We start from the raw sequence: 22326 nt of genomic DNA, 5'->3' as shown, positions 1-22326 counted from the left end.
GCGGGACGGCCCCGGGCGCGTCCCCCGTCCGTCCCCGTCCCGGGCACGAACGGGGGCCGGGGACCCCGTGGTCCCCGGCCCCCGCCGTCGTGCCGCGCCGCTCAGTCGGTGGACGCGGCCTTCTCCTCGGCCTCCGCGGCCGACTCGTAGTGGGACTGCTCGAAGCGCTCGCGGGCCTCCGCGACGAGACGCTCCGCGGTCTCCCGGCCCTCCCACCCCTCGCCCTTGACCCACTTGTTGGGCTCGAGGTCCTTGTAGCGCTCGAAGAAGTGCTGGATCTCCTTGAGCTTGAACTCGTCGATGTCGTCCAGGCCCTGGATGTGGTCGTAGCGCTTGTCCGTGGACACGCACAGGATCTTCGCGTCCCCGCCGGCCTCGTCGCTCATGTTGAACACGGCGATGGGACGCGACTCCACGAGCACGCCCGGGACGATCTCGAAGTCCAGGAGCACGAGGGCGTCCAGCGGGTCGCCGTCCTCGCCCAGGCTGTCCTCGAAGTAGCCGTAGTGCGCGGGGTACTGCATCGACGTGAACAGCACGCGGTCCAGACGGAGCCGGCCGGTCTCGTGGTCGATCTCGTACTTGACGCGCGATCCGCGGGGGATCTCGATGGTGACGTCCAACTCCATGGTTCTTCTCCTCGTGCTGGAAAGGGCTGACAGCGGCCGAACTCGGCCGCTCCACCCTGCGGGGTGGGGCAGATCCGACCCCCACGATAGCGGCGGCCCCACGACGGTGGTAACCGCCGGGGCCGCGCGCACGCCGCGGCGGAGCCCGCGCAGAGGCCATCATGGGAGCATGAGCAGTTCCCGACGCCCCGGTCCCCCCGCCGGGCAGCCGCGGTCGCGGTCCCGCCCCCGCCCCCGCCGTCGCCGCGCCCTGACGGCCCTGCTGGCCGCCGGCTGCCTGGGACTGGCGGGCTGGCTGCACCCCCACTGGTACCCCGCCCCCGGCCCGGGCGGGGCCGAGCTCCCGGCGGCCCGCCTCCTCCCGGAGGAGGCGCCCGCCCCGGCCGGGGCCCTGCTCCCCGACCCGGCCGCGCCCGTGCCCGGCGCCGCGGCGGTGGCCGCGGCCGTGGACCCGGCCCTGGCGGACGTCCCCGCCGGGCGGCGGTCCGTCCTCGTGGCCGACGCCGTCACCGGGGCACCGCTGCTCGAGCGGGACGCGGACGCGACGCTGGTCCCCGCCTCCAACCAGAAGCTGGTCACGGCCCTGTCCCTGCTCACCCACGCGGACCCCCGCGAACGGCTCCGCACCACGGTCGTCCGGGGCGGGGAGCCGGGCACCGTCGTGCTGGTCGCCGGCGGGGACACCCTGCTGGCCCCGGGCGGCTCCGACCCCGAGGCCGTCATGGGCCGCGCCGGCATCCGGACCCTGGCGGAGTCCACGGCACGGGCGCTCGCCGAGCGGGGGGCGGCCGGACCCACCACCGTGCACTGGGACGCGAGCCTGTTCTCCGGCCCGGCCGTCAACGAGGACTGGGCCGCGGGGGACGTCGCGGCGGGACAGATCGGGCCCGTCGCCCCCATGGCCTTCTGGTCCCACCGGGTGCCCGCGGGGGAGGAGCCGTCGGCCGAACGGCCCGTGGACGCCGCGGAGGACGTCGCCGAGGTCTTCGCCGCCGAGCTCGCCGCGCGGCTCGCCGCGGACGGGACGGTGGCGCCCGTTCCCGCGGTCGCCCCCGGCCGGGCGCCCTCGGGGGCCGCGGAACTGGCCGCCGTGGAGTCGGCGACCCTCGCCGAGCAGGCCGAGCTCATGCTCCAGGAGTCCGACAACCACCTGGCCGAGGTCCTCGCCCGGCTCGCGGCCCGGGCCGCGGACCGTCCCGCGAGCATCGACGGCGCCCGCGCCGCCGCCGCCGGGGCGCTCGCGGCCCAGGGGGTCGGCACAGCCGGCGTCGAGCTCTCCGACGCGTCCGGGATGTCCCTGCGCAACCGCCTCCCCGCCCGCGCGCTCGAGCACGTCGTGCGGGCCATGGCGACCGACCCGACGGGTGCACTGACCCCGGGCGCCCGGGCCCTGCCGGTGGCCGGCGGCAGCGGGACCCTCGCCGACCGGTTCGACGACGACGCCGAGCGCCCCGGGCGGGGCCTGGCCCGGGCGAAGACGGGGACGCTCAACTCCGTGGTCGCCCTCAGCGGCCACGTCACCACGGACGGAGGGCGGCTGCTGACGTTCTCCGTGGTCCTCAACGACGTCACCGACCCGGCCGCCGCCCGGGACGCCGTGGACCGCGCGGTGGCGGCCCTGACCCGACTGTGACGGCGCGCGCCGGGGGCTCTCAGGGGCGTGTGGTTGCATGAGTCCATGAGCACAGCACAACGACCTCCGGAGACGGAGGTCCCCGGGATCGTCCGCTGGGACCTCGCGGCCTCCGCCGCCGCCCGGCTGACCCCGCCGGGGCCCAGGATGTCCGCGCGCGCCATGCGGGCGGCCGTGGCCTCCATGCGCCGCCACGCCGAGGCGTCCGTGGACCACGTCCACCGGATCACCGGTCTCGAGGCCGCGCGGGACCTGCGTGACTCCACCGTGCTGGTGGTGGACCGGGCCGGGTGGTCGAAGGCCAACGCCCAGGCCTTCCAGGTGCTGATGGAACCGGCGGTCGAGGCGCTGCGCCGGCGCCGCCCGGAGCAGTTCGGCGCCGCCGCCACCGCGCTCGGCGGGACGGCCACCGCCATGGAGATGGCCGCCGTGCTCGGCTTCCTCTCGTCGAAGGTCCTCGGCCAGTACGACCCGTACGCCGGACTCGTCTCCGCCGTGGCCGCGCAGCGCCACCCCGGCGGCCGGCTGATGCTCGTCGCCCCCAACATCCTCACCGTCGAGCGGGAGCTCAACGTCGAGCCCGAGGACTTCCGGCTGTGGGTCTGCCTGCACGAGCAGACCCACCGCGTCCAGTTCGCCGCGGCTCCGTGGCTGCGCGAGCACATGATCGAACAGATCAACGAGCTCGCCGACTCCCTCATGGGCCACGCGGAGACCCTCGGGGCGCGGCTCACCGAGGCGGTCCGCTCGCTGCCGGGGCGCGCCTCCGGCGCCGACGAGCCCAAGGCCTCCCTCGGTGTGGTGGGCCTGCTCATGGGACGGCGGGAGCGGGAGGTGCTCTCCCATCTCACCGCCGTGATGAGCCTGCTCGAGGGGCACGCCAACTTCGTGATGGACGGGGTGGACGCCTCCGTGGTCCCGTCCGTGAAGACGATCCGGCGGCGCTTCGAGCGGCGCTCCGAGCTGCAGGGCAGCCTCGACCGGTTCGTCCGGCGCCTGCTCGGGATGGACGCGAAGATGCGCCAGTACAAGGACGGCCAGCGGTTCGTCTCGACCGTGGTGGAGGCCGTCGGCCTGGACCGGTTCAACCGGATCTGGGAGGCCCCGGAGCACCTGCCCACGGAGGCGGAGATCCACGACCCCGACCGCTGGATCGAGCGCGTGCTGGGCCCCGTGGCGCCGTCCCGCTGAGCGGCGCCCGCCCCGGCGCGCCCGGAAGTGTGGTAGGACACACCAACCCGCCTTTGACATGCAGATTCATGGAGACCCGGCGGGGCCCGCTCGATCCGCGCACCGCGGTCACAGCGCGACACGCGGTAGGACGGATCACTTTTGTGTGACAAGATTTTTACGTGAGCACAGAGAATATCGATCAGCAGGTCAAGCTGTACGGCCAGCCCCTGTCGGAGCGCTTCGGCACGGTGGTCCAGGCCTACGGCATCACCCAGCGGCGGCTGGCCGAGGTCCTGGGCCTCTCCGCCCCCATGCTGTCGCAGCTCAACAGTGGCCGCCGGATCAAGATCGGCAACCCGGCGGTCTACGAACGCCTGGTCATGCTGGAGCAGCGCATCGGCACGCCCGACATCGAGGAGGTCCTCTCCGCGGTCGAGGCCTCGCAGCCCGTGCTGTCCACCACGCAGATCCAGGCCGGCATCCACAGCGAGACCAACGCCGTGGCCGCCCTGGCCCACGTGGTCCCGCGCCAGGAGCTCGAGGCCGCCCTGGACCTCTTGGGGGAGACCGCCCCGACCCTGGCCAAGGTCGTGCGACTGGCCGTGCGCGAGGCGCACAACCAGCAGGCCGCGAGCGACCGCGAGGACGCCCGGCGGTGACCCAGCTCGCCCGCCGCGGCAGACTGTCCCCGGACGTCGCCGCGGGGCGGCGGCGTGTGCTCGACTCCGTCCGGCAGCACGTCCCCCGGGCGTCGGCGGAGCCCCCGCTCGTCCTGGTGGCCTGCAGCGGCGGGCCCGACTCCCTCGCGCTGGCCGCCGCCGCCGCCCACTTCGCCCGGCGCGGCACGCTGCGCGTGGGCGCCGTGGTGGTCGACCACGGCCTGCAGCAGGACTCCGCGGCGGTCGCGGCCCGCACCGCCCGCACCCTCGAGGAGACGGGGCTGACGCCCGTCGTCGTCGTCGCCGTGACCGTGCGCCGGGACGCGGGCGGGCCCGAGATGGCGGCGCGCACCGCCCGGTACGCCGGCATCGCGGACGTCGTGGGGCGCACGGGGGCCGACGCCGTCCTGCTCGGCCACACCCTGGACGACCAGGCGGAGTCCGTGCTGCTGGGCCTGGCCCGTGGCTCCGGCACCCGGTCGCTCGCCGGGATGCCGCCGGTGCGGGTGCTCGACGGCGTCACCTACCTCCGTCCGTTCCTCGGCCTCTCCCGCGAGCAGACCCTGCGCATCTGCGCCGCCGAGCAGCTCGAGCCCTGGCACGACCCCACGAACCGGGACACCTCGCTGATGCGCTCGCGGGTCCGCCACCGCGTGCTCCCGCTCCTGGAGGAGGAGCTCGGCCCGGGGCTGGCCCGCGCGCTGGCCCGCTCGGCGGCGATCCTCGGCCCGGACGCCGACTACCTCGAGGAGGCCGCGCGGGAGCTGCTCGGGCACGCCCGCGCCGCCGCGCCGCGGAGTGCCGGATCCCTGCTGCTCGACCTCGCCACGCTGCGGGCCTCGCACCCCGCGCTGCGCCGCCGCGCCCTGTCGGCGGCCGTGGTCGCCGCCGGCGGCGAGACCCCGGCGTACGAGCGGCTGGGCGCGCTGGACGAGTTCGCCGCGGGGCACGGCGCCGCGGGCCCCGTGCAGATGGCGGGTAAGGTGTCGGTGTGGCGCCGCCGCCCGCCGGCGGGCACCCGGGGCCCCGGGCACCTGGAGCTCGTCCGCCCGCTGCCCGCGGGCGCCGACCGCACCGCATCCGCTTGAAACGCACCACACGAGGAGCGCCGTGAAGGCTGAGGACGTCCAGGGGGATCTCACCGAGGTCCTGTTCAGCAAGGAAGAGATCGAGGCGAGGATCGCCGAGCTGGCGGCCGCCGTCGACGCCGACTACCAGGGCCGGGACGTCCTGCTGGTGGGCGTGCTCAAGGGCGCGGTGATGGTCATGGCCGACCTGTGCCGGGCGCTCCAGGGGCAGTACCCCATGGACTGGATGGCCGTGTCCTCCTACGGCTCCGGGACCAAGTCCTCGGGCGTGGTCCGCATCCTCAAGGACCTCGACACCGACCTCTCGGGCCGGGACGTGCTGATCGTCGAGGACATCATCGACTCCGGCCTGACCCTCTCCTGGCTGCGCGCCAACCTGGAGTCCCGCGACGCCGCCTCGGTGGAGATCTGCGCCCTGCTGCGCAAGCCGGAGGCGGCGAAGACCTCCATCGACGTCAGGTACGTGGGCTGGGACATCCCCAACGAGTTCGTGGTGGGCTACGGGCTCGACTACGCCGAGAGGTACCGCAACCTCGACTGCATCGCGACGCTCGCGCCCCACGTCTACGAGTGAGCACGGGCGGCCCGGGGCTCGGCGGGTGCCCCTCCGGGCCGGACGCCGTGCACCGCCCGCCGGGCCGGCCGGGAACCGCTGTCCGCTGACAGGGAACTCCCGGGCCGTTCGGGGTGAGTCCCGGAGGCCGGGCTGTACATTGTAGGTCTGCGTCCCCTGGACCCCCGGCCCTGGGCGGGCCCGGTCCGCGGGGGAGCGGACAACCATCCACGGGAGGATCAGCGGCTTGGCCACGGCGAAAAAACCCAACAACTTCTTCAGAGGACCCTGGTTCTGGGTCCTGCTGGCCGTCCTGATCCTCTTCCCCCTCGTGGGCACGCTCACCACGGGCTCCTCCGGGCGCGTGGACACCAACGTGGGTCTGCAGCTGCTGCGGGACGGGGAGGTCTCCGAGGCCAAGATCTACGACGGCCAGCAGAAGGTCGAGCTCCAGCTCGAGGAGGAGCTGACCCTCGACGGCCAGGACCTCGGGACCAGCGTCGAGTTCTACTACGTCACCCCGCGCGGCGAAGAGGTCATCGACGCGATGAACGCCGCCGACCTCGAAGGCTTCACGGACCAGCCCGTCGAGTCCAACTGGTTCACGAGCCTCCTCGGCTTCATGCTGCCGTTCCTGATCATCCTGGCCATCTTCTGGTTCGTGTTCGCCCGGATGCAGGGCGGCGGGTCGCAGGTCATGCGCTTCGGCCGCTCGCGGGCGAAGATGTTCGACAAGGACAACCCCACGGTGACCTTCGCCGACGTCGCCGGCGCGGACGAGGCCGTGCAGGAGCTGGACGAGATCAAGCAGTTCCTCGTGGAGCGCGAGCGCTTCACCGCCCTCGGCGCGAAGGTGCCCAAGGGCGTGCTGCTCTACGGCCCTCCCGGCACCGGCAAGACCCTGCTCGCGCGGGCCGTGGCCGGCGAGGCCGGCGTCCCCTTCTTCTCGATCTCCGGCTCGGACTTCGTCGAGATGTTCGTGGGCGTGGGCGCCTCGCGCGTGCGGGACCTGTTCCAGCAGGCCAAGGAGAACGCCCCCGCCATCATCTTCGTCGACGAGATCGACGCCGTGGGCCGCCAGCGCGGCGCCGGCATGGGCGGCGGCAACGACGAGCGCGAGCAGACCCTCAACCAGCTCCTCGTCGAGATGGACGGCTTCGACGCCACGACCAACGTCATCCTCATCGCCGCGACCAACCGGCCGGACGTCCTCGACCCCGCGCTCCTGCGCCCGGGACGCTTCGACCGCCAGATCGGCGTGGAGGCCCCCGACATGAAGGGCCGCCTGCAGATCCTCCGGGTGCACTCCCAGGGCAAGCCGCTCGCCGACAACGTGGACCTCGCGGCCGTGGCCAAGCGCACCCCGGGCTTCACGGGCGCCGAGCTCGCCAACGTGATGAACGAGGCGGCGCTGCTGACCGCCCGCTCCCACGCCCAGCTCATCGACGACCGGGCCGTGGACGAGGCGATCGACCGCGTCATCGCCGGCCCGCAGAAGCGCAGCCGGATCATGAAGGAGCTCGAGCGCAAGGTCACCGCCTACCACGAGGGCGGGCACGCGCTCGTGGCCGCGGCGCTGCGCAACACGGACCCCGTCACGAAGATCACGATCCTGCCCCGCGGTCGGGCCCTGGGCTACACCATGGTCATGCCCATGGACGACAAGTACTCGACCACCCGCAACGAGCTGCTCGACCAGATGGCCTACGCCATGGGCGGGCGCGCGGCGGAGGAGATCGTGTTCCGGGACCCGTCCACCGGTGCGTCCAACGACATCCAGAAGGCCACGGACACGGCCCGCAAGATGGTCACCCAGTACGGCATGAGCGCCCGCGTGGGCTCGATCAAGCTGGGCGGGGACAGCTCCGAGCCGTTCCTCGGCCGGGACGCGGCCGGCTCGGGCCGGGAGTACTCCGAGCGCACCGCCGCGATCGTGGACGAGGAGGTGCGGGCGCTGCTCGACCAGGCGCACGACGAGGCGCACCAGATCCTGATGGAGAACCGTCCCGTCCTCGACCGGCTCGCCCTCGAGCTGCTCGAGAAGGAGACGCTCAACGAGGCGCAGATCGCGGACCTCTTCCACGACATCCGGCAGCGGGACCTGCGACCGGTGTGGCTGTCCAAGGACACCCGCCCGCTCTCGGAGGACCCGCCCGTGGTCACCCAGGCCGAGCGCGAGGAGGCCCGGCGGATCCACGCCCAGGACCCGGCGACCCTGGCGCCGCAGGACCAGGCGGCGGCCGCCAAGCCGGAGCACCCCCTCGAGGTGCCGGAGCGCGGGCACTCGACGCCGGCGGCGGAGGGTGCGGGCTCCTCGAGCACCACGGAGACCAGCACGGAGACCGGCACGGACTGAGCCGGGCCTAGGATGGAGCGACGACCGGTCGCGGCCACCGACTCCCGTTCCGGCCGGCAGCCCCGGTAGATCCCGAAGGAGGGCGCGTTGCGCCAGCAGGCCAGCACCCAGCACACGAACGCGCACGACCCGGACGCGGACGCCTTCGACCCGCCGTACCCGGACCCCGCCCCGGCACTGGAGGCGGGTGCCGGGGCGGTCGACCAGGCCCGGGTGGCCGCGGCCGTGCGGGAGCTCCTCCTGGCCATCGGCGAGGATCCCGACCGGGACGGCCTGCGGGGCACCCCGGGGCGGGTGGCGCGGGCGTACGCGGAGATGTTCGCCGGTCTGCACCAGGACCCCGCCGAGATCCTCGGGACGACCTTCGACATCGGCCACTCCGAGATGGTCCTGGTGAAGGACATCCCCTTCTACTCGACCTGCGAGCACCACCTCGTGCCGTTCCACGGCCACGCCCACGTGGGCTACATCCCCGGTCACGACGGCATGGTCACCGGCCTGAGCAAGCTCGCCCGCCTCGTGGACCTCTACGCGCGCCGGCCCCAGGTCCAGGAGCGGCTCACCACGCAGATCGTGGACGCGATCGTGGAGCACCTGCAGCCGGCCGGCGTGATCGTGGTGGTCGAGTGCGAGCACCTGTGCATGTCCATGCGCGGGGTGCGCAAGCCCGGTGCGAGGACCGTGACCTCGGCCGTGCGCGGCCAGCTGCGGGAGTCCGCCACCCGCGCCGAGGCGATGAGCCTCATCCTGGGGCGCTGAGCACGTGAGCACAGCGCCCCGCCCCGACTCCGAGCACCGGCCCGCCGGCTGGGGCTCGTTCGAGAACCTGCCCACCGGACGGACGCTGGTCATGGGCGTCCTCAACGTCACCCCCGACTCCTTCAGCGACGGCGGCGCGCACTCCGGGCCCGAGGCCGCGGTCGCGCACGGGCTGCGGATGATGGCGGACGGCGCCGACATCGTGGACGTCGGGGGTGAGTCCACGCGGCCCGGCTCGGAGCGGATCCCCCCGGCCGAGGAGCGGCGCCGGATCCTGCCCGTGGTCGAGGCCCTCGCCGCGGCCGGCGCGGTGCTCAGCGTCGACACGCTGCACGCCGGGACCGCGGAGGCCGCCCTGGACGCGGGGGCGCACGTCGTCAACGACGTCTCGGGGCTGTCCGTCGGCCAGGACATGATCGACCTCGTCGCGCGGCGGCAGGCCCCCTACGTCCTCATGCACGCGCGGGGCACCCCGGACACCATGGACGGCCTCGCGGGCTACGACGACGTCGTCGGCGACGTCCTGGGGGAGCTCGAGGGGCTCCGCGACCGGCTCGTCGACGCGGGACTGGCTCCCGAGCGGATCGTCCTGGATCCGGGACTGGGCTTCGCCAAGCGCGGCGCGCAGAACTGGGAGCTGCTGCGGGGTCTGCACCGGCTCACCGCCACGGGCCACCGGGTGCTCGTGGGCGCGTCCCGGAAGCGTTTCCTCGGCGCCCTGCTCGAGCAGGACGGGACCCCCCGCCCCGCGACCGGCCGGGACACCGCGACCGCCGCGGTCAGCGCACTGTCCGCCCACGCGGGCGCGTGGTGCGTCCGCGTCCACGACGTCCGCCCCAGCGCCGACGCCGTGGCGGCCGCGCACGCCTGGCTCGGCGTGGAACCGGCCGTGCTGCGTCCCGGCGCGGACGCCGGCGTGCCGCCGGCGGCAGCCTCCGGAGCGGACCGGTGACCCGGGTGCCGCGCGAGGAACCGGACGCCGGCCGCGTCCGGGCCGGGGAGCGGGCGGGCCGGACGCAGGTCCAGGCTTCCGCCACCCGGTCCCCCGACCGCCGCGACCGCATCAACCTCCTGGGCATCGGAGCGGTGGGCTACCACGGGGTCTTCGACCAGGAGAAGCGCAGCGGCCAGCCGTTCTTCGTGGACCTCGCCATGTACCTGGACCTGGCCGCGGCGGGGGCCTCGGACGACGTCGCCCTGACCGCCCACTACGGCGAGGTCGCCGAGGAGGTCCGGGACATCGTGATCGGTCCCAGCGTGAACCTGCTCGAGACCCTCGCCGACCGGATCGCCCGGCGGCTGCTCGAGCGCTTCCCGCTCGAGGCGGTGGAGGTCACCGTGCACAAGCCCAAGGCGCCCATCGAGGTGACGTTCTCCGACGTGTCCGTCACCATCTACCGGGAGCACTGACGTGAGCACTCTGGCCGTCCTCGCCCTCGGCGCCAACCTCGGCGACCGGGAGGCCACCCTGCGCCGCGCCGCCCGCGACCTCGCCGCCCACCCGCGGATCACGCTCACCCGGGCCTCGCCGATCGTCCGCTCCAAGCCGGTCGGCGGACCGGACGGGCAGGCGGACTACCTCAACGCCGTCGTCGAGGTGGAGACCGACCTGAGCCCGTTCGCGCTGCTCCGGGCGTGCCAGGAGGTGGAGGAGCTCCACCACCGCACCCGCACCCAGCGCTGGGGCCCCCGCACCCTGGACGTCGACGTCATCGTCTACGGGGACCTGCACCTCGACGAGCCGGACCTCACCGTGCCCCACCTGCGCGCCTCCACCCGTGCGTTCGTGCTCGTCCCCTGGGCCCTGATGGACCCCGGCGCGACCCTCGGCGGGCGCAGCGTCGCGGAGCTCGCCCGCCGGGCGCCCGACCTCGGCGGGCTCGGGCCCGACACGGTCCCCCTGCTGCCCGACGGGCCCGCCGCCGGCGGGGACCGGGACTGAGGGGAGCCGCCGTGCACGTGCTCACCGTCCGGGCGCTGCTGATGTGCGCCGCCGCCGCCGGTGCCGTCGGCTGGACCGCCAACCGCCTGTCGACCGGGGCGGGAGGACCGCTGCTGATCCTGCCGTGGGTCTCGCTCGCGGCCGTCGCCGCCGTGTCCGTCGGTCTGCTGGTGCTCGGCGTGCGGGTCAAGCGGCACCAGGACGGAGCGCACCCGCAGCGCTTCGACCCGCTCGTCGCGGCCCGCACCGCCGCCGCCGCGCAGGCGGCGGCCTGGGCGGGGGCGATGCTGACCGGCTGGCACGCCGCCGTCGCGGTCGAGCAGCTCGCCCTGGTGTCCGTCCGGTCCGACCAGGGGCCGCTGTGGGCCGGCCTGGCCCACGCCGCGGCCGGACTCGTCCTCGTCGTCGTGGGCTGGATCGTGGAGGGCTTCTGCAAGCTGCCGCCGGAGGATCCCGACGCCGAGGAGGGCGCCGAGTACCGTAGGGGACGGGAGAAGGAGCTCCCCGAAGGAGAAGGTGGTTATGCCCGTGAGATCCGCCCGCGAGGCCGGCGGAGGCCCCATGGCCGGAACGCCCGGTGACCGGGTGCCCCTGACGAATCCCGCGATCGACCCCGAGGGCCTGGCCTGGACCCGGGTCTCGCCCCAGCACATCTCCGTGGTGGTCCTCTCCACCCTCCTCGGCACCCTGTTCTGGCTCGTCGCCCTCGGCTGGCCGGCGGTGCTGGCCGCCACGGGCGTCTGGTCCGACGCACCCCTGGGCCTGCTGCTGCTCCTGCCCGCCGCCGCCCTGGCCGCGGGTCTGGTCTCCGTGCTGCTGGCGCCGAGGCGGGTCCGGGCGATCGGCTACGCCGAGCGCGGGGAGGACCTGCTCGTGCGGCGCGGCCTGCTGTACCAGCGGGTCACGGTCATCCCCTACGGGCGGATGCAGTACGTGGACGTGTCGGTGTCCCCGCTCCAGCGCAGCTTCGGCCTGGCCACCGTGAAGCTGCACACCGCGGCCGTGGGCAGCCACGCCGAGATCCCCGGGGTGGAGCACGCCGAGGCCTCCCGGCTGCGCGAACGGCTCACCGCGCGCGGCGAGGCCCTCCTGGCGGGCCTGTGAGCGCTGTGCCCGCCCCCGCGGCGGCTCCGCAGTGGCACCGTGTCCACCCGCTGACGCCGGTGGTCAAGGGGTGGCTCGCGATGCTCGTGATCGCGGGCGCCATCGTCAACATCGTCCTCGACGACGTCGTGAACGCCTTCCTGGGCCGCGGGGACGCCGTGCCGTCCCAGGACTTCGACCCCGCGCAGATGGGCGCCCTCTTCTGGTGGGTGTTCGCCGGTGTCCTGGTCCTCGTGCTGCTCGTGTTTGCGGCGGCGGTTCTGGTCTCGTGGTGGTTCACCCGCTACCAGGTGACGCCGGAGCACGTGCGGATCCGCTCCGGGGTGCTCTTCCGGCAGGAGCGCCAGGCCCGGCTGGACCGGGTGCAGGCCATCGACATCCACCGCCCCTTCCTGCCCCGGCTGCTGGGACTGGCCGAGCTGAAGTTCGAGGTGGCCGACGCCGGGCAGTCGGCGGTGTCCCTGTCCTACCTCACGCACCCCCAGGCCCGCGAGCTGCGCGGTGAGCTGCTGGGCCGGCTCGGCCTGGCCGCGCCGGGTCGGGGCTCCTCCGCTCCGGCCGCCGGTGGCGCACGCGGGGTCTCCACCGGTCCGGCGCGGCGCCCGGCGCCGTGGGCGGTCACGGGGGACGAGGAGCGTCCGGTGCTCGGGGTGCCGGTGCCGCGGCTGATCGGCTCGGTGCTGGCCTCGGGCTCCGCCGTGGTCCTGGCGGTGCTGCTGGTGGCCGCTCCGGTCTCGCTCCTGGTCGACTCCCGGGCCGGGCCGGCCATGCTGGCGGCCTGGCTGCCCGGACTGGTCAGCTTCGGCGCCATCACCTACCGCCGGGTCGAGCAGGGCTACCACTTCCGGCTGCTCCGGGTGCCCGAGGGCCTGCGCGTGCGCTACGGACTGTTCGGCGTCCGGTCCCAGACCGTTCCCGCGGGGCGGATCCAGGCCGTGGGCGTCGACCAGCCCCTGCTCTGGCGGCCCTTCGGCTGGTACCGGGTCCGGGTGAACGTGGCCGGCTACGGTGCCGCCGAGGGGGAGGGCGACGTCATGCGCTCCACCCTGCTGCCCGTGGGCACCCTGCCCCAGGTGCACCGGGTCCTGCACCTGGCGCTGTCCGGTGCGGGGGGCGGCGACCTCCCGGCCCTGCTGCGGGAAGGGCTGCACGGCCTCGGCGCCCAGGGCCGGTACACCACCTCCCCGCGCCGGGCCCGGTGGCTCGACCCCCTGGTGCACCGCCGGACCGGCTTCGCCGCGACCGGAGACGTCCTCGCGGTGCGGTCCGGTCGACTGAGCCGGAGCACCGCCGTGCTGCCCCACGAGAAGACCCAGTCCGTGGCCGTGAGCCAGGGACCGCTCGAGCGGGCCCTGGGGCTGGCCGACGTCCATCTGCACTCCACCCCGGGCCCGGTGACCGTGGCGGTCCCGCACCTCGACGCCGGGGACGCCCGGGCCCTCGCCGCCGCCCAGGCGGCGCACGCCGCCGGCGCCCGTAGACTGTCCGACGGCCCGGCGTCCCCCGTGACGTCCGCCGCGACGTCCTCCACGACGTCCTCCGTGACCTTCCCATGACCCCCCGGCAGGAGAGAGCATGACCCACCCGTCCGACCGCCCGGGGCGCCTCGGGGTCGGGGTCGTCAGCGCCGGGAGGGTGGGTGCCGTCCTGGGCGCCGCGCTGCGCGCCGCGGGCCACGCCGTCGTCGGCGTCAACGCCGTCTCCGCGTCCAGCCGGGACCGTGCCGAGGCCCTCCTGCCCGGGGTGCCCGTCCTCGAGGTCCCGTCCGTGCTCGAGCGGGCGGAGCTCGTGCTGCTGGCCGTGCCCGACGACGAGCTGCCCGGACTCGTGCAGGGCCTCGCCGACGCCGGGCTGTGGCAGGCCGGCCAGCTCGTGGTGCACACCGCGGGCCGGTGGGGCACCGGCGTGCTGGACCCCGCCCGCCGGCTCGGGGCGATCCCGCTGGCGGTCCACCCGGCGATGACGTTCACCGGGATGAGCCTGGACCTGGCCCGACTGAGCGACTGTTCGTTCGGGATCACGGCGCCCGGCCCGGTGCTGCCCATCGCCCAGGCGCTGGTGGTCGAGATGGGCGCCGAGCCCGTGGTGGTCGCCGAGGCGGACCGCCCGCTCTACCACGCGGCCCTCGCGCACGGCGCCAACCACCTGATGACCGTCGCGGGGCAGTCCATGCAGGTGCTGCGCGCCATCGGGGTGGAGCACCCCGACCGCATGGTCGGCCCCCTGCTGCGGGCGAGCCTGGACAACGCGCTGGCGGCGGGGGAGTCGGCGCTGACCGGCCCCGTGGCCCGGGGGGACGCGGGGACCGTGGCCGCGCACCGGGAGGCCCTCGACGAGTACGCGCACGGCCACGGCGGCGACGACGTCCTCCTGGCCTACCTCGACCTCGCCCGCGTCACCGCCCGCCGAGCCCTGGACCGGGGCCTGCTCGACCGTGCGCGCTACGCCGCCGTGCTCGCCGCCCTCGAGCTCACCGACGGAACCGACGCCACCGGGATCGAGGACACCCCGTGAGCACCCCCACCACCGGCCTCCGTGTCTGCCGGGGCATCGGCGAGTTCCGGGCGGCCCTCGCGGACCGGCTCGGCGCGGCACCGGAACCGGCGTCGCTGGGGCTCGTGCCGACCATGGGCGCCCTGCACGAGGGGCACGGCCACCTGGTGCGCCTCGCCCGGCAGGAGAACACGGTGGTCGCGGTCTCGGTCTTCGTCAATCCCCTGCAGTTCGGCCCGGACGAGGACCTCGATCGCTATCCGCGCACCCTCGCGGCGGACGTCGAGCTGCTCGCCCGGTGCGGGGCCGACCTCGTGTTCGCCCCGCCGGTGGAGGAGATGTACCCCGACGGGGAGCCCCTCGTGCGCGTCACCGCGGGCCGGCTCGGCTCCGTGCTCGACGGCGCGAGCCGTCCCGGTCACTTCGACGGCGCCCTGACGGTGGTCAACAAGCTGCTCAACATCACCGCGCCGCCCACCCCGTCCGCGTTCCGGGCGTACTTCGGGGAGAAGGACGCCCAGCAGCTGCTCCTCGTGCGCCGGATGGTCGCCGACTTCGACCTGCCCGTCACCGTCCGGGGCGTGCCCATCGTGCGCGACGACGACGGGCTGGCCCTGTCCTCCCGCAACCGCTACCTCGACACCGCCCAGCGCCGCGCCGCGCTCGTGCTCCCCCGCACCCTCCGGGCGCTCGCCGCGGGGGAGCTGGACCTCGACGCGGCCCGGGAGCGGGTCGACGCCGAGGACGGGGTCCGGCTGGACTACCTCGTCGTCGTCGACCCCCGCACCCTGGTGCCGGTCGAGCCGGCGGCCGGGGCGCTGGCCCTCGTGGCCGCGCGCGTGGGCGGCACCCGGCTGATCGACAACCTCGTGCTCTGACACGGGTGCGCCGGCACCCCGGCGGTGATTTGACCCCTCCCGTTATCCTGGACAACTGTGACCAACGCGCAGAACCCCTCTCCGACCGCCCAGGACCAGGCCGAGCAGGCCGAGCTCTCGGACCAGATGCAGTTCCGGCTCGCCAAGCGCGCCCGGCTCCTCGAGTCGGGCCGGGAGGCCTACCCGGTGGGCGTGGAGCGCACGCACAGCCTCGCCGCGGTGCGGGAGGCCCACGGCCACCTGGAGCCCGGTGCGGAGACCGGTCGGTTCGTCGGCGTGGCCGGGCGCGTGGTCTTCGTGCGCAACACCGGCAAGCTGTGCTTCGCGACCCTCCAGGAGGGGGACGGCACCCGGCTGCAGGTCATGCTCTCCCGCTCCGAGGTGGGGGAGGAGTCCCTGGGCGAGTGGAAGTCCCTCGTGGACCTCGGCGACTTCGTGGCCGTGCACGGCGAGGTGATCGCCTCCCGCCGCGGCGAGCTGTCGGTGATGGCCGACGCCTGGTCCATGGCGTCGAAGGCGATCCGCCCGCTGCCCACGCTGCACAACGAGCTCAACGAGGAGACCCGGGTGCGCCGGCGCTACCTCGACCTCATCGTCCGGCCCGAGGCCCGGGACGTCGTCGTGCGGCGGGCGCGGATCATCCAGACGGTGCGCAACGTCCTCGTCGAGCGCGGCTACGTGGAGATCGAGACGCCCATCCTGCAGCTCGTGCACGGCGGGGCGACGGCCAGGCCCTTCGAGACCCACCTCAACGCCTTCGACCAGGACATGACCCTGCGCATCGCCACGGAGCTCTACCTCAAGCGCGCCGTGGTCGGCGGCATCGAACGGGTCTTCGAGATCGGCCGGGTCTTCCGCAACGAGGGCGTCGACTCCTCGCACAGCCCCGAGTTCACCACCCTCGAGGCCTACGAGGCCTACGCCGACCAGTTCACGATGGCCGAGCGGATCCAGGAGATCATCCTCGCGTGCGCCGACGCCCTGGGCGTCGACACGATCGAGACCGAGAAGGGCACCATCGACCTGCGCGGGGAGTGGCGCTGGCTGTCCGTCTACCCCGCCCTCTCCGATGCCGTGGGGCAGCGGATCACCCCGGACACGCCGGTGGAGACCCTGCACCGGATCGCCGAGGAGCACGAGGTGCCCGTGGGCCCGTCGTGGGACGCGGAGAAGTACGTGCTCGAACTGTTCGGCGAGATCGTCGAGCCCACCCTGGTCCAGCCGACCTTCGTGTGCGACTACCCGCCCTCCGCCCAGCCCCTCGCCCGTCAGCACCGCTCCGAGCACGGTCTGATCGAGGCGTGGGACCTGATCATCGGGGGCATGGAGCGCGGCACGGCGTTCTCCGAGCTGATCGACCCCGTGGTCCAGCGCGAGCGCCTCACCGAGCAGTCGCACCGGGCCGCGGCCGGGGACCGCGAGGCCATGCGGCTGGACGAGGACTTCCTGCGCGCCCTCGAGCACGGCGCCCCGCCCATGGGCGGCCTGGGCCTGGGCCTGGACCGGCTCATCATGCTCTTCACCGACCTGGGGATCCGGGAGACCATCCTGTTCCCCCTCATGAAGCCGGAGCAGGACTGAACCCGGGCCGCGCCGCGGCCCGCCACCGTCCCAGCCTCCGTCCAGATCTCCCGGGAAGGATCGCACCCATGGAATACATCGCCGTCCTGCTGCCCTCGATCAGCATCGGCATCATCTTCTACTTCATCCTCCGCTGGATCTTCCGTGGCGACCGCACGGAGCGCGCCGTCGAGTCCCGCTCGCAGGAGGACGCCGAGCGCTGGTACGAGGAGCTCAAGCGGCGCGACGGCGAGGACCTCCCGTTCGGCCACCCCGGGCGCCGGGACCGCGGGCCGAAACGCTGAGACCGTTCTTTCCGCTCACCGCGTGTCACGCTTTCCGATGAATTCGAATTGGCGCCCGGTTTCGCCGTTTTCCCGAGCTGTTGAATTCCGTTCCGGAATTGTAGGATAAACTCGTCGACGCCGGGATCAGGAGTTCCCGGGGACGGTCGGAATTCACGATTTCGATCAGCCGGTCCGGCACGGGGAAAAGCACCACCTCCGGACGAGCCTTCTCGGCGTGTCCGGGGAAAGACGAGCGCCGAGAGGCGGAGGAGAGTTCCAGCTATGGCACAGACCGTGAAGATCATTCTCGAGGACGACCTCGACGGCGGACCCGCCGAGGAGACCGTGCGCTTCGGCCTCGACGGCGCGCAGTACGAGATCGATCTCTCCGAGGAGAACGCCGGGAAGCTGCGCGACGCCGTGCGGCCCTTCATCGCCAAGGCGCGGCGCGCCCAGGGGAAGCAGACGCCGAAGCCGGGCAAGTCCGGCGGAGCCCGCCCCACCGGGAAGTCCAACCCGGACACCGCCGCCATCCGGCAGTGGGCCCGGGAGAACGGCCACCCGGTCTCCGACCGCGGCCGCATCCACCAGGACGTGCAGAAGGCGTACTACGACGCGCACCAGTGAGAATTCGCGCCCTGCGCACGGGAGAACAAAAGGAGGGACCGGTTCGCCGGTCCTTCCTTTTCCGTTTACCCGGCCGGGGAGGGAACCGGCCGTCGCGGGTGCCGCGGTATTGACCGCGCACGGCCCGTATTCCGTCCGCACGGCACACTATCGATCCCGGTGGGCGTCTGCGGGCCGGAGAAGGCTCCGGCGCGGAATTCCGTCCGATCCACGGGTGGTCTGCGCTTTTGCCGGCGCCGGTGCGAATGGTGGCACCGGCCCGGCGCATTCCGCCCGTCGTCCCGGAGGCGGCCGGCACCGGCCGGTCCGGTGGTCTCGCCGGTGGCGAACAGCCGCCCGATCGCCCTCCCGGGTGCGTAGCATCGAGTGCAGACACCGACTGAGGAGTATCCATGTTCGAACGCTTCACCGACCGCGCCCGCCGGGTCGTGGTGCTGGCCCAGGAAGAGGCCAGGATGCTCAACCACAACTACATCGGCACGGAGCACCTGCTGCTCGGGCTGATCCACGAGGGCGAGGGAGTGGCCGCGAAGGCCCTCGACTCGATGGGCATCACCCTCACCGGCGCCCGCGAGCAGGTCCAGGACATCATCGGACCGGGCCAGCAGGCCCCGTCCGGGCACATCCCCTTCACCCCCCGGGCCAAGAAGGTCCTCGAGCTCTCCCTGCGCGAAGCCCTGCAGCTCGGCCACAACTACATCGGCACCGAGCACATCCTGCTGGGCATCATCCGTGCCGGCGAGGGCGTGGCGGCGCAGGTGCTGACCAAGCTCGGGGCCGAGCCCCAGAAGGTGCGCTCCACCGTGCTGGAGCTGATCTCCGGCTACCAGGGCGGGGGCACCCCGGAGAAGGAGGGCGCCGGCGTGCGCTCGGCCGGTCAGTCCGAGGGCACGCCCGCGGGCTCGGCCGTGCTGGACCAGTTCGGCCGCAACCTCACGGCGGCCGCCCGCGAGGGCAAGCTGGACCCGGTCATCGGGCGCTTCCGCGAGATGGAGCGCGTGATGCAGATCCTCTCCCGGCGCACCAAGAACAACCCGGTGCTGATCGGCGAGCCGGGCGTCGGCAAGACCGCCGTCGTCGAGGGCCTCGCGCAGCAGATCGTGCGCGGGGACGTCCCCGAGACCCTCAAGGACAAGCACCTCTACACCCTTGACCTCGGCTCGCTCGTGGCGGGCTCCCGCTACCGCGGCGACTTCGAGGAGCGCCTGAAGAAGGTGCTCAAGGAGATCCGCACCCGCGGGGACATCATCCTGTTCATCGACGAGATCCACACCCTCGTGGGCGCCGGTGCGGCCGAGGGCGCGATCGACGCCGCCTCCATCCTGAAGCCCATGCTGGCTCGGGGCGAGCTGCAGACCATCGGCGCCACGACCCTCGACGAGTACCGCAAGCACATCGAGAAGGACGCGGCCCTCGAGCGCCGCTTCCAGCCGATCCAGGTGGACGAGCCCTCCGAGGCCCACGCCGTGGAGATCCTCAAGGGGTTGCGCGACAAGTACGAGGCGCACCACCGCGTCTCCATCTCGGACGAGGCGCTCGAGGCGTCGGTGCACCTCGCCGCCCGGTACATCTCCGACCGCTTCCTGCCGGACAAGGCGATCGACCTGATCGACGAGGCCGGCGCGCGCCTGCGCATCAAGCGGATGACCGCCCCGCCGGAGATCAAGGAGCTCGACGACCGCATCACCGAGGTCAAGCGGCTCAAGGAGGCGGCGATCGACGGGCAGGACTACGAGAAGGCCGCCTCGCTGCGCGACACGGAGCAGAAGCTGATCGTCGAGCGCGACGAGAAGGACCGCGCCTGGCGCGACGGCGGCGACGAGCTGGCCGAGGTGACCCCCGAGGTGATCTCCGACGTGCTCTCCGCCTCCACCGGAGTGCCCGTCTACAAGCTCACCGAGGAGGAGACGGGTCGTCTCCTGCACATGGAGGACGAGCTGCACAAGCGGATCATCGGGCAGGACGACGCCATCAAGGCGCTCTCCCGGTCGATGCGGCGCACGCGTGCGGGCCTGAAGGACCCCAAGCGCCCGGGCGGGTCGTTCATCTTCGCCGGCCCCACGGGCGTGGGCAAGACCGAGCTCGCGAAGGCACTGGCGGAGTTCCTGTTCGGGGACGAGGACGCCCTCATCACCCTGGACATGTCCGAGTACCAGGAGAAGCACACCGTCTCCCGGCTCTTCGGTGCCCCTCCCGGCTACGTGGGCTACGAGGAGGGCGGCCAGCTCACCGAGAAGGTGCGCCGCAAGCCGTTCTCGGTGGTGCTCTTCGACGAGGTCGAGAAGGCGCACTCGGACCTGTTCAACTCGCTGCTGCAGATCCTGGAGGACGGTCGCCTGACCGACTCGCAGGGCCGGGTGGTGGACTTCAAGAACACCGTGATCATCATGACCACGAACCTGGGCACCAAGGACATCTCCCGCGCCGTGCCCGTCGGCTTCCAGACCGGCGTGGACCCCGCGTCCAACTACGAGCGGATGCAGGCGAAGGTCCAGGACGAGCTCAAGGAGCACTTCCGGCCCGAGTTCCTCAACCGCGTGGACGAGATCATCGTGTTCCCGCAGCTCACCGAGACCGAGATCGTGCAGATCGTGGACCTGTTCGTGGCCCGGCTGCAGGAGCGGCTGCGCGACCAGGGGATGTCGATCGAGCTCACCGACTCCGCGAAGCGGTGGGTCAGCCGCAAGGGCTACGACCCGTCCATGGGTGCCCGGCCGCTGCGCCGCACCATCCAGCGCGAGATCGAGGACCAGCTCTCCGAGAAGATCCTGTTCGGGGAGATCGGCACCGGCGAGAAGATCTTCGTGGACAGCGACGGGGAGGGGGACGAGGAGCGCCTCGTCTTCTCCTCCACCCCGATGTCCGACCTCACCGGTGACGGCATGGTCGACCCCATGAGCGGCTTCGAGGACGTCGACGTCTCCCGCGGGGACGGGGAGAGCCGCGGCGAGGACTGACTCCTCCCGACGCACGCCGAAGGGCCCGCCGCGCACCTGCGCGGCGGGCCCTTCGGCGTCCACCCAAGTGGGGACGGACCTGGGGGGTGATCGCGGCCGGGCGAGCGAGTTCGCAAGCGTACACTTGCGGCGTGACCGACCTGCGCCTGCGACCCGCCCGTACCTCCGACGTCCCCGGCATCAAGGACCTCGTGGCCCCGCTGGCCCGGGCCGGGGTGCTGATCAACAAGGACACGGTCGCCTACTACGAGGGCATCCAGGAGTTCCTCGTGGTGGAGGCGGTCGGCGAGGAGTCGTCGGGCCTGATCGGGTGCGGCGCCCTGCACGTCATGTGGGAGGACCTGGGCGAGGTCCGGACCCTGGCCACCTCGGACGCGTGGCGGGGCCGCGGGGTGGGGCGCACGCTGCTGGCCGGTCTGGTCGAGCGGGCCCGCGCGGTGGGGGTCTCCCGCGTCTTCTGCCTGACCTTCGAGGTCGAGTTCTTCAGCCGGCACGGCTTCGAGGTCATGCCCAACCAGAGCCAGCTCGACCCGGACGTCTTCGCCGAGCTGCTGCGCTCGCACGACGAGGGCGTGGCCGAGTACCTCGACCTGGCCCGGGTGAAGCCCAACACCCTCGGCAACACCCGGATGCTGCTCGAACTCACCCCGGAAGACTGACCCCGGCGGGCCCGGCCACGGCCAGCCCGTCCCGCAGCAGCCCGTCGAGGGCCCGCAGGCGCTGGTCCTCCGGCGCGCCGAGTCCGTGCAGGGCGTCGAGGTCCCGCAGGACCTCCGGCGGCAGTCCGGCGCCCGTCGCGACGTCCACGGGACCCGTCAGGTGCCGGGCCGGCACCGGTGCGGCACCGGACCGGAGCACCGCCATGATCGCGCCGCGGACCTGACGGTCCGTGCCGTGCCAGCTCTGTCCCCTGGGGGCCTCGGCGGGCTCGGGGCGGCCCGCCGCGACCCACGCGCACGCGTCCTGCACCGGGCACTGCCCGCACCGCGGGGAGCGGGCCGTGCAGACCAGCGCGCCGAGCTCCATCACCGCCTTGTTCCACCGCACGGCCAGGTCGTCGTCGGCGGGCATCAGCTCCTCGGCCAGCCGCGTCTCCGCGGCCGTCAGCGACCGGGACGGCAGGGCCCGCCCCGCGACCACCCGGGCGTGCACGCGCCGGATGTTCGTGTCGACCACGGTCTGCCGGTCCCCGAAGGCGAACACCGCGATCGCCGCGGCCGTGTAGGCGCCCACGCCGGGCAGGGCCAGCAGCTGGTCGTGCGCCGCGGGCACCCGGCCCCCGTGGGTCCGGGTGATCTCGACGGCGGTCGCGTGCAGCCGCAGGGCCCTGCGGGGGTAGCCCAGCCGGCCCCACGCGCGCACGGCCTCCCCGGTGCTCGCGGCCGCGAGATCGGCGGGACGCGGCCAGCGCTGCATCCACGACCGCCACACGGGCAGCACGCGCCCCACGGGTGTCTGCTGGAGCATGAACTCGCTGACCACGACCCCCCACGGGGAGCAGCCGGGATCCCGCCACGGGAGGTCCCGGGCGGCGTCGTCGAACCACGCGGTCACGGCCTCGTGGAGGCGCGGGAGATCGGGGTCCGGGGCGGTGTGCAAGGAGCTCATCGCCTGCATTGTAGCCTTGG

At 73.6% G+C, this 22326-nt stretch carries 22 protein-coding genes; 20 read left to right on the top strand and 2 right to left on the bottom strand.

Translation table 11 applies throughout. The features are described from left to right. Positions 1 to 101: 101 nt before the first annotated feature. The gene (locus ACH9D3_RS04780) at positions 102 to 629 is read right to left on the bottom strand and encodes an inorganic diphosphatase (protein ID WP_396410051.1); all 528 of its coding nucleotides are present in this window, start codon (positions 627 to 629) and stop codon (positions 102 to 104) included. Between the two features lie 169 nt (positions 630 to 798). Between ACH9D3_RS04780 and dacB the strand changes: the two genes are divergently transcribed. The 20 genes from dacB to ACH9D3_RS04680 all read left to right on the top strand — a co-directional run bounded on the left by dacB (position 799) and on the right by ACH9D3_RS04680 (position 21357). After that, positions 799 to 2262: a D-alanyl-D-alanine carboxypeptidase/D-alanyl-D-alanine endopeptidase gene (gene dacB, locus ACH9D3_RS04775; protein WP_396410050.1), complete on the top strand. Its 1464-nt coding sequence runs from the start codon at positions 799 to 801 to the stop codon at positions 2260 to 2262. A 45-nt stretch (positions 2263 to 2307) separates the two neighbouring features. Then, the gene (locus ACH9D3_RS04770) at positions 2308 to 3453 is read left to right on the top strand and encodes a zinc-dependent metalloprotease (protein WP_396399560.1); all 1146 of its coding nucleotides are present in this window, start codon (positions 2308 to 2310) and stop codon (positions 3451 to 3453) included. Between the two features lie 161 nt (positions 3454 to 3614). Continuing rightward, positions 3615 to 4094: a DNA-binding protein gene (locus ACH9D3_RS04765; protein ID WP_396399559.1), complete on the top strand. Its 480-nt coding sequence runs from the start codon at positions 3615 to 3617 to the stop codon at positions 4092 to 4094. Next, a complete protein-coding gene (tilS, locus tag ACH9D3_RS04760) occupies positions 4091 to 5182 on the top strand; it encodes a tRNA lysidine(34) synthetase TilS (RefSeq protein ID WP_396410049.1) in 1092 nt (363 codons plus the stop codon). Before ACH9D3_RS04765 ends, tilS begins: the two co-directional genes overlap by 4 nt. A 22-nt stretch (positions 5183 to 5204) precedes the next feature. Beyond that, positions 5205 to 5756 carry a hypoxanthine phosphoribosyltransferase gene (gene hpt / locus ACH9D3_RS04755; protein WP_396399557.1) on the top strand — a complete coding sequence of 184 codons (552 nt, stop codon included), beginning with the start codon at positions 5205 to 5207 and terminating at the stop codon, positions 5754 to 5756. Between the two features lie 226 nt (positions 5757 to 5982). Then, a complete protein-coding gene (gene ftsH / locus ACH9D3_RS04750) occupies positions 5983 to 8091 on the top strand; it encodes an ATP-dependent zinc metalloprotease FtsH (protein ID WP_396399556.1) in 2109 nt (702 codons plus the stop codon). A gap of 177 nt (positions 8092 to 8268) precedes the next feature. Further along, a complete protein-coding gene (folE, locus tag ACH9D3_RS04745) occupies positions 8269 to 8850 on the top strand; it encodes a GTP cyclohydrolase I FolE (protein ID WP_396410063.1) in 582 nt (193 codons plus the stop codon). A gap of 4 nt (positions 8851 to 8854) precedes the next feature. After that, positions 8855 to 9802: a dihydropteroate synthase gene (folP, locus tag ACH9D3_RS04740; RefSeq protein WP_396410048.1), complete on the top strand. Its 948-nt coding sequence runs from the start codon at positions 8855 to 8857 to the stop codon at positions 9800 to 9802. Then, positions 9799 to 10260, top strand: a complete 462-nt coding sequence (folB, locus tag ACH9D3_RS04735; protein ID WP_396399554.1) for a dihydroneopterin aldolase — start codon at positions 9799 to 9801, stop codon at positions 10258 to 10260. The genes folP and folB overlap by 4 nt, the downstream gene beginning before the upstream one ends. A 1-nt stretch (position 10261) precedes the next feature. After that, a complete protein-coding gene (gene folK, locus ACH9D3_RS04730) occupies positions 10262 to 10792 on the top strand; it encodes a 2-amino-4-hydroxy-6-hydroxymethyldihydropteridine diphosphokinase (RefSeq protein ID WP_396410047.1) in 531 nt (176 codons plus the stop codon). Between the two features lie 11 nt (positions 10793 to 10803). After that, positions 10804 to 11373: a DUF3180 domain-containing protein gene (locus tag ACH9D3_RS04725; protein ID WP_396399552.1), complete on the top strand. Its 570-nt coding sequence runs from the start codon at positions 10804 to 10806 to the stop codon at positions 11371 to 11373. Positions 11374 to 11383: 10 nt separating this feature from the next. Then, on the top strand, positions 11384 to 11896 hold the full coding sequence (locus ACH9D3_RS04720; protein WP_396410062.1) for a PH domain-containing protein: 513 nt from the start codon (positions 11384 to 11386) through the stop codon (positions 11894 to 11896). Then, on the top strand, positions 11893 to 13452 hold the full coding sequence (locus ACH9D3_RS04715) for a PH domain-containing protein (RefSeq protein WP_396410046.1): 1560 nt from the start codon (positions 11893 to 11895) through the stop codon (positions 13450 to 13452). The genes ACH9D3_RS04720 and ACH9D3_RS04715 overlap by 4 nt, the downstream gene beginning before the upstream one ends. Before the next feature lie 19 nt (positions 13453 to 13471). Continuing rightward, complete coding sequence (locus ACH9D3_RS04710) at positions 13472 to 14410, top strand: Rossmann-like and DUF2520 domain-containing protein (protein WP_396399549.1); 939 nt, start codon at positions 13472 to 13474, stop codon at positions 14408 to 14410. Further along, positions 14407 to 15267, top strand: a complete 861-nt coding sequence (gene panC, locus ACH9D3_RS04705) for a pantoate--beta-alanine ligase (RefSeq protein ID WP_396410045.1) — start codon at positions 14407 to 14409, stop codon at positions 15265 to 15267. Before ACH9D3_RS04710 ends, panC begins: the two co-directional genes overlap by 4 nt. A gap of 57 nt (positions 15268 to 15324) precedes the next feature. Then, on the top strand, positions 15325 to 16848 hold the full coding sequence (gene lysS, locus ACH9D3_RS04700) for a lysine--tRNA ligase (protein ID WP_396410044.1): 1524 nt from the start codon (positions 15325 to 15327) through the stop codon (positions 16846 to 16848). 68 nt (positions 16849 to 16916) lie between these two features. Beyond that, complete coding sequence (locus ACH9D3_RS04695) at positions 16917 to 17132, top strand: hypothetical protein (protein ID WP_396399545.1); 216 nt, start codon at positions 16917 to 16919, stop codon at positions 17130 to 17132. A 264-nt stretch (positions 17133 to 17396) separates the two neighbouring features. Beyond that, positions 17397 to 17741, top strand: coding sequence for a histone-like nucleoid-structuring protein Lsr2 (locus tag ACH9D3_RS04690; RefSeq protein ID WP_396399544.1), 345 nt, complete (start codon positions 17397 to 17399; stop codon positions 17739 to 17741). A 392-nt stretch (positions 17742 to 18133) separates the two neighbouring features. Next, positions 18134 to 20698: an AAA family ATPase gene (locus ACH9D3_RS04685; RefSeq protein ID WP_396410043.1), complete on the top strand. Its 2565-nt coding sequence runs from the start codon at positions 18134 to 18136 to the stop codon at positions 20696 to 20698. A 131-nt stretch (positions 20699 to 20829) separates the two neighbouring features. Then, on the top strand, positions 20830 to 21357 hold the full coding sequence (locus ACH9D3_RS04680) for an amino-acid N-acetyltransferase (protein WP_396399542.1): 528 nt from the start codon (positions 20830 to 20832) through the stop codon (positions 21355 to 21357). Here the strand turns inward: ACH9D3_RS04680 and ACH9D3_RS04675 are convergent. Further along, the gene (locus tag ACH9D3_RS04675; protein ID WP_396410042.1) at positions 21341 to 22306 is read right to left on the bottom strand and encodes an A/G-specific adenine glycosylase; all 966 of its coding nucleotides are present in this window, start codon (positions 22304 to 22306) and stop codon (positions 21341 to 21343) included. The two genes, ACH9D3_RS04680 and ACH9D3_RS04675, sit on opposite strands and share 17 nt — an antisense overlap. Between the last annotated feature and the right edge of the window lie 20 nt (positions 22307 to 22326).

It is taken from the genome of Kocuria kalidii, from assembly GCF_044462225.1.
In the GTDB taxonomy this organism is placed as follows: domain Bacteria; phylum Actinomycetota; class Actinomycetes; order Actinomycetales; family Micrococcaceae; genus Kocuria; species Kocuria kalidii.
Note: the sequence above shows the minus strand (reverse complement) of the source record. Positions and strands in the feature narration are given on the sequence as shown.